The sequence below is a fragment of the Rhodoferax sp. LS1R11 genome (genome assembly GCF_056521395.1).
This window is the reverse complement of the sequence record NZ_JBWMAW010000032.1, coordinates 1-12390: the sequence shown is the minus strand read 5'-3', so window position 1 is coordinate 12390 and position 12390 is coordinate 1. Positions and strand designations below refer to the sequence as shown.

Here is a 12390-nt window from a genome sequence, read left to right as displayed (position 1 = left end):
CCCTGACAACAGGCCCCAGGGGCCACAAAATAGGGCGATTGACGCTTCGTTTTCAAGAAATCGCACTGTCATCAGCCTCGGCTGGCGTTTTGACGGCACTTGTTCAGCGTAGCCTTAAGGCTTCGTCCCGTTGAATGGGTGCGGTAAGCAAAAATTTCAGCTCGTGGATGTGTCGGCGGGCTTGCCGAGCAGCTTGCCAACTCCGGCCCAATCGGTCACCGGTGTAATGACGCGCACTTTCATCAAGCCCATGCCCATTGGCGAAGGACAATCGATTGAACCGCTTGGCCTGAGCAACTAATCGCCTCATTGGTACAAGCATTGCCGACTTTGGTGTCGACCAATGGTGTTGGAGGCTTTTGTTGCAAAGTTCAAAAATCATTGGGGTCAACGGGCGCATTGGTGTGAAGAGGGGGAGTTGCAAGTAAAGCTAACCAGTTCATTGGTGGCTTCTCTTCGCGCCCTGGGTGGCCGCTTAGACTATTCGAAGCACCCGCCGAATGATGGCAGCATCCCGCCTCAGTTAAATTTTCCTTTGGCTGCCCATGCAACGAGTTCATCGACGAGGTAGCGCACTCGAGGACTCAGTTGGGCCCGTTTGGGCCAGACCGCGTGGATGTCGATACCAACGCTCGAATACATCTGCAGGACCGGTCGCAATCGACCGTCGTTGAGGTGTTCCCGCACCATCGAAATTGGGAACTGCCCCAGGCCAAGTCCACTTGCGGCTGCATCCACCATCGCCTCCCCGTCACTCAGTTGATGGGTCGACGGGGGCGTGAAACGCTTCACCACTTCTTCATCTTTAACAAGCCACACCAGCGGCGGTCCCTTCGGGGTGCCGACGATGCATCGGTGCTGACGCACGTCTGGCAAACTGATGGGCTCGCCCATGGCGCGCAGGTAGTCGGGTGACGCACAGATCACCCTTTCCTGTGTCGCCAGGTGTCTTGCCACCAGGTGACTGGTGTCTTTAAGCGCGCCAAAGCGGATCGCAATGTCGACGTCGTCCTGAAGCAAATCGCTGGTTTCGTCGGTGAAGGTCAAGCTCAGGCTCAAACCAGGATGGGGTCTCGTGATCTCGATGAGTGCTGGCAATAGCATACGACGGCCGAACGCGACTGGCATGTCAATGTGAATGCGGCCACTGAGAACGCGATTGCTTGAAGAAAGCGCAGCCTGTGCCGCGGTGATTTCATCCAGGGCTGAAGTACATGCAACCAGGTACGCCTCGCCATCCGCAGTCAGTCGAGTCAAGCGCGTTGTTCGATGGAACAGTTTGATGCCCAGCGCCTGTTCCAGCCGGGCGATTGTTTTGCCGACCGAGGACTTTGTCAGCCCCATACGTTTTGCTGCTTGTGTGAAATTGTCGGACCGCGCCGCAGTGACAAAGACAGACACCCCCCACAGGGGATCTTGCTCAACTAAAGTATCCATTAATTCTACTCTTAAGATATTTTATAGATATATATAACTATATTTTCTACTTTAACATCATGTCTGTGATCGTTTGGAAAACCTGTTCTTGGCGACGCTCAACCCGTTTTTACCCATCAAGGAGTTCCCCATGCCTGTCGTTCGAGTAAGTTGGTTCGAAGGAAAAGACCAAGACCAAAAGGCCAAAGTGGCCGCCGAAATCACCGAAAGCATCGTGCGCAACACTGCAACGGATCCCAACTACATCTACGTCATCTTCGAAGACGTCAAAGCGTCCGACTGGGCCGGCGCGGGCAAGCTGTTCGGTGAGGCGAGTCCGACAAGCTGATGACACTTCACCCGAAAGAATGGTCGCGGTTTTCTCGCTTTTTTAGAGCGTTGACAATGATTAGCTCACAGGATTAGGCGTCGTCTGGGCAATTCTGATGGAAAATTTTTGGCGCCTATTTCTGGTCTGGTGAATGCAAGTCTGCTTCCGGGCGCTGAATTCAAAGCCCGCTGCGACTGCTAGGGGTCGGGACTCGCCCGTCATGACAAAATCAGAATGCCCATTCCGGACCTGGAGCGGTAGTCCAACTGCACGGTCAATCCCATCGTTCTGGATGTTCACGGCACTGGACTAATTGGTTAAATTTATTGGGATAGACACCTTGTTTCTGACTCTAATATGCTGAATTCATTCGATATTGACGCCGTGATCGTGGACCTGGATGGCACGATGGTGGACACCTTGGGCGACTTCTGTGTCGCGCTGAACTTGATGCTGTCCGACCTGCCGGCCCCTTTCGTGCACCAGCACGTTGACCGTGCCACGGTGGAACGCCTGGTCGGCAAGGGCTCAGAACATTTGATAAAAAGTGTTCTAGCCCTTGTGGCACGTTCGCGGGCAGCTATCAATAATATAGCGAATGAGCCGGTCTCAGGCGCGCTGTATGACCTGGCCTGGCAAAGCTACCAGCGCCACTACCTGGCCATCAATGGTCAGCATGCCGATGTCTATCCCGGTGTGCTGGAAGGCCTCACCGCCTTCAAAGCCAGGGGGCTGAAGCTCGCCTGTCTGACCAACAAGCCCACGGCTTTTGCACAGGCCTTGCTCCAGGACAAGGGCCTTTCAGATTTCTTTGAGGTGACCTTTGGCGGTGACGCGTTCGAGCGCAAAAAGCCCGACCCGCTGCCGCTCCTCAAAACGTGTGAGGCACTGGGTTGCGAACCGCACCGGACGCTGATGATTGGCGACTCCAGCAACGACGCCCAGGCCGCACGTGCCGCAGGCTGCCCCGTGCTGTTGGTGACCTACGGCTACAACCATGGCGAGCCGGTTCGTGATGTGGACGCGGATGGCTTCATTGACACCTTGGCAAGCTTGTGCATCGCTTGAAGCGCTGCAAAAAATTTCTTATCCACGGGTTCTGGCTGCCGCGCCTTTGGCAACGCCCACATCACGGCGTTCCGTGCCTTTGTACGGCGCTGCTTTGGGCGCGTGAGATCGCACGGCCGCGGGCAGGGCAATGCCGTGATGGTCTTCGCGGTCTCCCAGTTTGAAAATCGACACCACCTGCACCAGGTCCTGCGCCTGTGATTTGAGGCTGCTGGCCGCGGCCGCCATTTCTTCCACCAACGCGGCGTTTTGCTGTGTGGCGTTGTCCATTTGGGTCACGGCTTCGCCCACTTGGGCGAAGCCGGCACTTTGCTCGGCGCTGGCTGCGCTGATTTCGCCCATGATGTCGGTCACGCGGCGAATGCTGCTGACCACTTCGGTCATGGTGGCACCCGCGCGGTCCACCAGCAAGCTGCCTTGTTCGACCCGGTCAACACTGGCGCCAATCAGGCTTTTGATCTCCTTGGCCGCCTCAGCCGATCGACCGGCCAGGCTGCGCACTTCGCTGGCGACGACCGCAAAGCCGCGACCTTGCTCGCCCGCGCGGGCGGCTTCCACGGCGGCGTTCAGGGCCAGGATGTTGGTCTGAAAGGCAATGCCGTCAATCACCCCGATGATGTCGGCAATCTTGCGTGACGATTCGTTGATGCCCTTCATGGTTTCGACCACTTGGGATACCACCTCGCCACCCTGAATGGCCACGGTCGACGCACTCATGGCCAGCTGGTTGGCCATGAGTGCGTTGTCGGCGTTTTGGCGCACCGTGGAGCTGAGTTCTTCCATGGAGGCGGCGGTTTCTTCCAGCGCGCTGGCTTGCTGTTCGGTGCGCGCTGAGAGGTCATGGTTGCCCTGGGCAATTTCAGCGCTGGCGTTGGCCACACTTTCAGACCCTGTGCGTACGCTGGAGACTACTTTCACCAGGCTGGCCTGCATGGCACTGAGGCTGGAGAGGAGTTGGCCGAGTTCGTTGGTGCTTTGGTGGCTGGTGCGGGCTGTCAGGTCACCTGCCGTGATCTGGCGCGCCATCTCACTCGCTTCAATCAGCGGACGCGTGATGGCATTTGACAGACGCCAGGCAATGAAGAGGCTCAACACCAGGCTGATCAGGCCCAGCGCGATCAGCAGGTGGCGGCTGGTTGCATCGGTGTCCTGAATTTCCTGGGCGAGCGTGTCTATTTCCTCGCGCTGGTTGTTCATCAGGGCTTCAATTTTGCCGATGTAGAGTTTGGCGGTGGGAGTGAACTGCTGGTCCAGAAGCTGGTTGGCCTCGTCGGCCTTGCCTTCTTTTTTGAGCGCCCAAATTTTGTCCCGCGTAAGAATGTAGGCCTTGCGCTGTTCGCCAATCTCAGCAAAAAGCGTTTTTTCCTTGTCGGTTTCCATCAGGCCTTCAATGGCTTTTTGGTAGGCCGTGGAGCTTTTGGTTGATTCCGCCTGATCTTCGGCGAAAAAGGTGGCCAGTGACGGATCGCTGCTGCGCGCAATGGCCGAGGTCCGGCGCACGCCGGTGTGGATGTTGCGGTACCAGTCGCTGACGATGCGCTCCGTTTTGATGGAGTTGGCCACCATGGCGCGGGTTTGCTCGGCGACCAGATTCAGGCGGGTGACGCCCACGATCACGCTGATCAGGGACAAGAGGAGGACCAGTGCAAAACCCAGTCCGAGGCGCTTGCTGATGGACAGGTTGGACAAAAAGAACGGCATGGAGTCTCCAAACGAAGGCGCTAATAATTGTTCCTTGGCAGGACTGATTCAAGGTTAGGGTGTCCCTGATTGCCTCTTATTTCGACCACTTGGCCGATTTCTCAAGGACTGTTACATGCCCATCGGCAGGCTTCAGTTTGATACACTGCCAGCATGTTCATTCACCGAATTCTCATCACAGGTTGTAGCGACCGGGGAGCCTGGCTTTGGCGCCCGCAGCAAGACACGTCGGCACTCGCCTGACTTTCTCCGCTTCCTTGTTTGAATGAACCGCAGCCCCGGCTGCTTGCTGGACCTGCCGCGCACTGACTGCCCCCTGCGCAGTTCGCGTGCCCAAAGTCCGGCACCGAATTGAAAGAACCCATCCCGTGATCTCTGAACTCGAATTCAAAAGCCTCAGCGCCCAGGGCTACAACCGCATTCCATTGATGGCAGAAGCCTTTGCCGATCTGGAAACGCCTTTGTCGCTGTACCTCAAGCTGGCGCACTCCAAAGACGGCGGCAAATACAGCTTTTTGCTGGAATCCGTTGTCGGTGGCGAGCGCTTTGGCCGCTACAGCTTCATTGGCCTGCCGGCCCGCACGCTGGTGCGTTCCATGGGTTTTGGCCCAGATGCGCGTACCGAAGTGGTGACCGACGGCGTGGTGGTCGAGACGTCGACCGTCAACCCGCTGGACTTCATCGCGGACTACCAAAAGCGCTTCAAAGTGGCGCTGCGCCCCGGCTTGCCACGCTTTTGCGGTGGCCTGGCGGGTTACTTTGGTTATGACGCGGTGCGCTACATCGAGAAAAAGCTCGAAGCTTCGTGCCCGCCCGACACCCTGGGCTGCCCCGACATCCTGCTGTTGCAGTGCGAAGAGTTGGCGGTGATCGACAACCTCTCGGGCAAGCTGTACCTGATCGTTTATGCCGACCCGGCCCGCCCGGAAGCCTATGCCAACGCCAAGAAGCGTCTGCGCGAGCTGAAAGAGCAGCTCAAATACTCGGTCAGCGCCCCGATGGTCAAGCCCACGCAAAGCTATCCGGCCGAGCGCGACTTTGCCAAGGCCGACTACATCGCCGCCGTGGAGCGTGCCAAGGAACTGATTGCGGGCGGCGACTTCATGCAGGTGCAGGTGGGCCAGCGCATCAAGAAGCGTTACACCGAGTCGCCGCTGAGTTTGTACCGGGCGCTGCGCGCGCTCAATCCCAGCCCGTACATGTATTACTACCACTTTGGCGATTTCCATGTGGTGGGCGCCTCGCCCGAGATTCTGGTGCGCCAAGAGCAGGTCACGCTGGACGGACAGACCGAGCAGAAAATCACCATCCGTCCGCTGGCTGGCACCCGCCCGCGTGGCGCCAGCCCCGAGCTGGACAAGGCCGCCGAGGTGGAGCTGATCAACGACCCCAAAGAGCGCGCCGAGCATGTGATGCTGATCGACCTGGCGCGCAACGATATTGGCCGCATTGCCAAGATCGGGACGGTCAAGGTGACCGAGGCCTTCTGCGTCGAGCGCTACAGCCATGTGATGCACATCGTGAGCAATGTCGAAGGCACGCTGCTGGACGGCATGACAAGCATGGACGTGCTCAAGGCCACGTTCCCCGCAGGCACGCTCACGGGTGCGCCCAAGGTGCACGCCATGGAGCTGATCGACAAGCTGGAGCCGACCAAGCGTGGCCTGTACGGCGGCGCCTGCGGTTACCTGAGCTACGCGGGTGACATGGACGTGGCGATTGCGATCCGCACCGGCATCATCAAGGACCAGACGTTGTATGTGCAAGCCGCCGCCGGGGTGGTGGCCGATTCGGTGCCCGAGCTGGAGTGGAAAGAGACGGAGGCCAAGGCCCGCGCGCTCTTGCGGGCCTCCGAGTTGGTGGAAGAAGGACTGGAGTGAACCATGACAACTAGCATGACTGAAAAAATCAAACTCCTGATGATCGACAACTACGACTCGTTCACCTACAACATCGTCCAATACCTGGGCGAGTTGGGGGCCGAGGTCGAGGTGTTTCGCAACGACGAAATCACGCTGGACGAGATCGACGCCAAGCTGGCTGCCGGTCAACTCGACCGCCTGGTGGTGTCCCCCGGCCCGTGTTCCCCGGCCGAAGCGGGCATTTCGGTGGCCGCGATTCAGCACTTTGCCGGCAAGCTGCCGATTCTGGGCGTGTGCCTGGGGCACCAGTCGATTGGCGCGGCCTTTGGCGGCAAGATCATCCGCGCGCAGCAGCTGATGCACGGCAAGACCAGCGTCATCACGACCACGCAGGAAGGCGTGTTTGCCGGGCTGCCCGCGCAGTTCACGGTCAACCGCTACCACTCGCTGTCGATCGAGCGCGCCACCTGCCCGCCGTGCCTGAAGGTCACGGCCTGGACCGAGGACGGCGAGATCATGGGCGTGAAGCACACCGCGCTGGACATCGAGGGCGTGCAGTTTCACCCCGAGAGCATCCTGACCGAACACGGCCACGCCATGTTGAAAAACTTCCTGGCGTCGCGGCTGTAGTTGATGCTATCTATTTGGTAGCTACTTGCGCATGTTCCATAAGGGCTAGAGGCATAAATCATGCATAAATCCAATGATTTGAAGGTGGACCTGCGCAGCGACACCGTGACGCAGCCCACGCCCGCCATGCGTGAGGCCATGATGGCCGCGCCGCTGGGCGACGACGTGTTTGCAGACGATCCCAGCGTCAACGCCTTGCAGGACCAGATGGCGGCGATGTTGGGTTTTGAGGCGGCGCTGTTCATGCCCACCGGCACGCAGAGCAACCTGTGCGCCATCCTGGCCCACTGCCAGCGCGGTGACGAGTACCTCGTGGGCCAGATGGCGCATTGCTACCGCTGGGAAGGCGGGGGGGCGGCGGTGCTGGGCAGCGTGCAGCCGCAGCCGCTGAACCACCAGCCCGATGGCACGCTGGCGCTGGCCGACATCGCGGACGCCATCAAGCCCGACGACGCCCACTTTGCCCGCACCCGGCTGCTGGCCCTGGAGAACACGCTGGGCGGCAAGCTGCTGCCGTTTGACTACGTGCAACAGGCCACCGATCTGGCCCGCAACCAAGGCCTGACGCGGCATCTGGACGGCGCTCGCCTGTTCAATGCGGCCGTGGCGCAAGCGGCCGCGAACGGAGGCGACGCGTTGCAGGAAGCGCGTCGCATTGCCCAGTGTTTTGACAGTGTGTCGGTGTGCTTCAGCAAGGGGCTGGGCGCGCCGGTGGGGTCTGCCCTGTGCGGCAGTCGCGAGTTGTTGGCCCGTGCCCACCGCATCCGCAAGATGGCGGGTGGCGGCATGCGCCAGTCGGGCCTGCTGGCGGCGGCGGCTTCTTATGCGCTGGACCACCATGTGGCGCGGCTGGCCGACGACCACGCGCTGGCCCGGCGGCTGGCCGAGGGCTTGAGTGGACTGCCCGGCATGCGGGTCGAGCCGCCACAGACGAATATTCTGTTCGTGGATTTGGTGGGAGAGGCGAGGGCGCGCTCCCAAGAACTGATTCCTTACCTCGCGACCCGTGGCGTGCTGGCCACCGGCCTGTACCGCCTGCGGTTTGTGACGCACCTGGACGTGAGCGCCGCCGGCATTGACCACACGGTGGCCTGTGTGCGTGATTTTTTGGCGGCATGAGCCGCCCGCACTGAACGCCAACGTCTGAAAGGGACTGCATGTTCAACGGCATTGACCACCTCGCCCTGTTCATCGGTGCGGGCATTTTGCTCAACCTCACCCCCGGGCCTGATGTGCTCTACATCGTGACCCACTCGCTCAAAAGCGGCTGGCGCACCGGGGCAGTGGCGGCGCTGGGCATCACGGCGGGTTGTTTTGTGCATATCGCGGCAGCGGCCCTGGGCCTGAGCGCCTTGCTGGCGACCTCGAGCACGGCCTTCTCGGTGCTCAAGTGGCTGGGTGCGGCCTACCTGGTTTACGTGGGCTGGACGATGCTCGGTGTGCGGGCCGCCAAGCCGGTGTTGAATGCTACTGATTCGATAGCTGCTCCCGACCGTCCGACGGGGGCTACAGGCCAAAATGATCTGAAAAAAGTATTCGCCAAGGGGTTTTGGACCAATGTGCTCAACCCCAAGGTGGCCCTGTTCTTCCTGGCGTTTGTGCCGCAGTTCATCGCCCCCGATGCCCCGCACAAGACCACAGCCTTCTTGCTGCTGGGCCTGTTGTTCAATTTCAATGGCCTGTGGGTCAACCTGGGCTACGCCGCGCTCGGTGCGGCCGTGTCGCAACGTTTTGCCGCCCTGACCCAGGGCATGCGCTGGCTGGAGCGCGTGGCGGGCGTGCTGTTCATCGGGTTTGGACTCAAACTGGCCCTCACCGACAATCCCTCTCACTGAAACCTGGCGAAGGACCACCATGCCCCATACCCACAAAATCACCCCGCAGGAAGCCCTGCTGCGCACCATCGAGCACCGCGAGATTTTCCACGACGAGATGCTGCACATCGTGCGCCAGATCATGAAAGGCGAGTGGTCGCCCGTGATGATTGCCGCCTTCATTGCCGGTCTGCGCGTCAAGAAAGAAACCATTGGTGAAATCACCGCCGCCGCCCAGGTGATGCGCGAGTTTTCCACCAAGGTGCACGTGACCGACAAGACCCATCTGGTGGACATCGTGGGTACCGGCGGCGACGGCTCGCACACCTTCAACATCTCGACCTGCGCCATGTTTGTGGCCGCAGCGGCAGGTGCCAAGGTCAGCAAGCACGGCGGTCGCAGCGTCAGCAGCAAGAGCGGCAGTGCCGACGTGATGGAGTCACTGGGCATCAACATCAACCTGTCGCCCGAGGCCATTGCCCAGTGCCTTGCGCAGGCCGGTGTGGGCTTCATGTTCGCGCCCAATCACCATCCCGCCATGAAAAACGTGGCGCCGGTGCGCAAGGAGATGGGCATCAAAACCATCTTCAACCTGCTCGGGCCGCTGACCAACCCGGCCGATGCGCCGAATATTTTGATGGGCGTGTTTCACCCCGATCTGGTGGGCATTCAGGTGCGCGCCTTGCAGCGTCTGGGCGCCGAGCATGCCGTGGTGGTCTATGGCAAGGACGGCATGGACGAAGTGTCACTGGGGGCAGCCACGCTGGTGGGCGAGCTCAAAAATGGCGAGATCACCGAGTACGAAGTCCACCCGGAAGATTTCGGCATGGTCATGGCGAGCAACCGCGCGCTGAAGGTGGAAACACCGGAGGAGTCCAAAACCATGCTGCTGGGGGTGCTGGACAATGTGCCCGGTGCCGCCAAGGACATTGTGGTGCTCAATGCCGGTGTCGCCCTGTATGCTGCGAATGTGACAGATTCGATGAAAGCCGGTGTGCAGCTTGCGCGGGCAGCTATTGAATCAGGAGCAGCCAAGGCCAAGCTGGCGCAGCTCGTCGCCGCTTCGCACGCGCTGAGCACGACCTGAGCACGACCTGAGCACGACCTGAGCATGGCCAGCCTGTGGCAGAGTGAAGGCGCCTGGATTGCGCTGGGCGTGTCTGTCCTTTTTATCGTGGTGGGTCTGGTGATGCACCGCGTTTTTATCCCTATTTTGAAGAACGGCTCGCAGGAGCTGCCCAAGCATGACTGACATCCTGAACCAAATCGTCGCCGTCAAACGTGAAGAAGTCGCCGCGGCGCTGAACAAAAAATCCCTCGCCATGGTGCGTGCGGACGCCGAGTCGCGCGTCCTGACGCGTGATTTCGTCGGTGCCCTGCGCGCCAAGATCGCCGCGGGCCAGCCCGCCGTGATTGCCGAAATCAAAAAAGCCAGTCCGTCCAAAGGCGTGTTGCGGGAGGATTTCATTCCGGCCGATATTGCACAAAGTTATGCCGAGTCCGGCGCAGCCTGCATCTCGGTCTTGACGGATGCGCAGTTTTTCCAGGGCTGTGCGGATTACCTGAAGCAGGCGCGGGCGTCTTGCCAGTTGCCCGTGCTGCGCAAGGACTTCATCGTCGACGCGTATCAGGTGTACGAGTCGCGTGCCATGGGCGCCGACGCCATTTTGCTGATCGCCGCTTGCCTGGACGACGCGCAAATGAAAGAGTTCGAGACTATCGCCCGCAGCCTGGACCTGGCGGTGCTGGTCGAGGTGCATGACGCCGCGGAGCTGGCGCGCGCCCTCAAGCTCAAAACGCCGCTGATCGGCGTGAACAACCGCAACCTCAAGACCTTCGAGGTGTCGCTGGATACCACGCTGACCCTGATGCGTGACGTGCCCCAGGACCGCCTGCTGGTCTGCGAAAGTGGCATCCACACCCGTGACGACGTGCTGCGCATGGGCGCGGCGGGCGTCAATTCGTTCCTGGTCGGCGAGGCGTTCATGCGGGCGGCCGACCCCGGCGAGGCGCTGGCCGAGCTGTTTGCTGCGGCCTGAGTGGGTTCGGCAGGCCCGGGTCCGTCTTTTTATTGCGATTGAATCAGGATCACGTCGTGGCGATTTCACCCGGGGTGCAGACCTCTTTGCTGTTTGAGCCGGACGCCCCGGCGTCACTGGTTCACGGCGGTCCCCGGTTGACCGCATGGGCGCCCGAGACGTGGCCCGTCGCGGATGACTGGCGCCCTGTGGTGGATGCTTTTTTGCTCAGTGAGGCAGGTCGGCAGCTGGGCGAATTCCTGAAGGCGCGCCTCGCTGCAGGCGCCACCATCTACCCGCCACAACCCTTCCGGGCGCTTGCCTTGACGCCCCTGTCTCAGGTCCGGGTGCTGATCCTGGGGCAAGACCCCTACCATGGCCCGGGCCAGGCCGAGGGCCTCGCATTTTCAGTCGCACCCGGTGTCAAATGGCCGCCGTCATTGAGAAATATCTTCAAGGAGGTGGCCCGTGACCCCTTGCTGGGACCTAGCACAGGGGCGCCCTTGGTGGATGGCTCCTTGGCACGCTGGGCACAGCAAGGCATCTTGCTGCTTAACACGTGTCTCACCGTCGAGGACAGCCAGCCAGCCAGCCATGCGCAACGCGGATGGGAGTCCCTGACCGATGCGGTCGTGGCCGCCGTGGCGAAAAAGACGGACCCGGTCGTGTTCATGCTCTGGGGCGCTCATGCCCAGGCCAAGCAAAGCCTGGTGGCTGCATCCGATGGGCCACTTGGCAAAGATATGAGGCCTCGCCATCGGGTGCTGACCGCTAACCATCCGTCACCGCTTTCCGCCATGAGGCCCCCCAAACCATTCATCGGGAGCGGTCATTTCGGCCAGGCCAACGCCTTTTTGATGCAGCACGGCTATCGCCCGATGGACTGGTCATGAGAAGTTAATGAAGAGATTTTTGATAACGCCTTTGTTTCATGGCATAATCTGTGGCTCACGTTGGAGAGGTGGCCGAGTGGTTAATGGCAGCAGACTGTAAATCTGCCCTCTTACGAGTACGCTGGTTCGAATCCAGCCCTCTCCACCAGTGATTGAGATAGATTGACTGTTTGGTGGTTGTCGAAAGTTTCTCGGTGAGTCCGGGTCGTTTTGATGGCTGCTGGCAAGGCAGGCCTGTGCGGGGTTCGTATAGTGGTAATACCTTAGCCTTCCAAGCTAAAGCGAGGAGTTCGATTCTCCTACCCCGCTCCACAGTTGGTATTTGATTGCGTATTTTTGGTTTGATCTGTTTTTGACAGGTTGAAAAAGCCCATTTGGCTCAGTGGCAGAGCACTCCCTTGGTAAGGGAGAGGTCCCGGGTCCGATTCCCGGAATGGGCACCAAGTTTGGGTGTGTCAATTGGGCGTACTAACCGAATGTTGGCGCTGGTTGAGGCACGATGTTTATTGAGTTGACTGTCCAGTCACTTTTCGGAGCCTGAAAATGGGAAAAGAAAAATTCACGCGTACCAAGCCCCACGTCAACGTGGGCACCATTGGCCACGTCGACCACGGTAAAACCACGCTGACTGCGGCTATCACGTCAGTGCTGGCAGCC

The 12390-nt window shown here is 60.0% G+C and carries 13 protein-coding genes and 3 tRNA genes; 14 read left to right on the top strand and 2 right to left on the bottom strand.

Annotated features, from left to right (window positions below):
• Window positions 1-519 precede the first annotated feature (519 nt).
• The gene (locus AC097N_RS21060; protein ID WP_479584028.1) at window positions 520-1437 is read right to left on the bottom strand and encodes a LysR family transcriptional regulator; all 918 of its coding nucleotides are present in this window, start codon (window positions 1435-1437) and stop codon (window positions 520-522) included.
• A gap of 130 nt (window positions 1438-1567) precedes the next feature.
• Between AC097N_RS21060 and AC097N_RS21055 the strand changes: the two genes are divergently transcribed.
• Entirely contained in the window at window positions 1568-1765 is a 198-nt protein-coding gene (locus AC097N_RS21055; RefSeq protein ID WP_479584027.1) for a tautomerase family protein, read from the top strand.
• A gap of 339 nt (window positions 1766-2104) precedes the next feature.
• A complete protein-coding gene (gph, locus tag AC097N_RS21050; protein ID WP_479584026.1) occupies window positions 2105-2815 on the top strand; it encodes a phosphoglycolate phosphatase in 711 nt (236 codons plus the stop codon).
• An 18-nt stretch (window positions 2816-2833) separates the two neighbouring features.
• On the opposite strand, the gene AC097N_RS21045 is transcribed toward gph, so the two are convergent.
• Window positions 2834-4516, bottom strand: a complete 1683-nt coding sequence (locus AC097N_RS21045) for a methyl-accepting chemotaxis protein (RefSeq protein WP_479584025.1) — start codon at window positions 4514-4516, stop codon at window positions 2834-2836.
• A 368-nt stretch (window positions 4517-4884) separates the two neighbouring features.
• On the opposite strand from AC097N_RS21045, the gene trpE reads away from it, so the two are divergent.
• The 12 genes from trpE to AC097N_RS20985 all read left to right on the top strand — a co-directional run.
• Window positions 4885-6396, top strand: coding sequence for an anthranilate synthase component I (gene trpE / locus AC097N_RS21040; protein ID WP_479584024.1), 1512 nt, complete (start codon window positions 4885-4887; stop codon window positions 6394-6396).
• A gap of 3 nt (window positions 6397-6399) precedes the next feature.
• Window positions 6400-7008: an anthranilate synthase component II gene (locus AC097N_RS21035; protein ID WP_479584023.1), complete on the top strand. Its 609-nt coding sequence runs from the start codon at window positions 6400-6402 to the stop codon at window positions 7006-7008.
• Between the two features lie 60 nt (window positions 7009-7068).
• Window positions 7069-8127: a low-specificity L-threonine aldolase gene (gene ltaE, locus AC097N_RS21030; protein ID WP_479584022.1), complete on the top strand. Its 1059-nt coding sequence runs from the start codon at window positions 7069-7071 to the stop codon at window positions 8125-8127.
• Window positions 8128-8165: 38 nt separating this feature from the next.
• On the top strand, window positions 8166-8843 hold the full coding sequence (locus tag AC097N_RS21025; RefSeq protein WP_479584021.1) for a LysE family translocator: 678 nt from the start codon (window positions 8166-8168) through the stop codon (window positions 8841-8843).
• Window positions 8844-8862: 19 nt separating this feature from the next.
• Entirely contained in the window at window positions 8863-9909 is a 1047-nt protein-coding gene (gene trpD / locus AC097N_RS21020; RefSeq protein ID WP_479584020.1) for an anthranilate phosphoribosyltransferase, read from the top strand.
• Between the two features lie 24 nt (window positions 9910-9933).
• Window positions 9934-10074, top strand: a complete 141-nt coding sequence (locus AC097N_RS21015; protein ID WP_479584019.1) for a hypothetical protein — start codon at window positions 9934-9936, stop codon at window positions 10072-10074.
• Entirely contained in the window at window positions 10067-10861 is a 795-nt protein-coding gene (trpC, locus tag AC097N_RS21010; protein ID WP_479584018.1) for an indole-3-glycerol phosphate synthase TrpC, read from the top strand. The genes AC097N_RS21015 and trpC overlap by 8 nt, the downstream gene beginning before the upstream one ends.
• Before the next feature lie 116 nt (window positions 10862-10977).
• Window positions 10978-11733 (top strand): uracil-DNA glycosylase, encoded by a 756-nt coding sequence (locus tag AC097N_RS21005; RefSeq protein ID WP_479584029.1) that lies wholly within the window; start codon window positions 10978-10980, stop codon window positions 11731-11733.
• A gap of 62 nt (window positions 11734-11795) precedes the next feature.
• Window positions 11796-11881, top strand: a tRNA-Tyr gene (locus AC097N_RS21000).
• A 90-nt stretch (window positions 11882-11971) separates the two neighbouring features.
• Window positions 11972-12045 (top strand) — tRNA-Gly (locus AC097N_RS20995).
• A 56-nt stretch (window positions 12046-12101) separates the two neighbouring features.
• Window positions 12102-12176, top strand: a tRNA-Thr gene (locus tag AC097N_RS20990).
• Window positions 12177-12276: 100 nt separating this feature from the next.
• Window positions 12277-12390 (top strand): GTP-binding protein (locus AC097N_RS20985; RefSeq protein WP_479582318.1); only part of this gene is annotated, 114 nt, incomplete at its 3' end.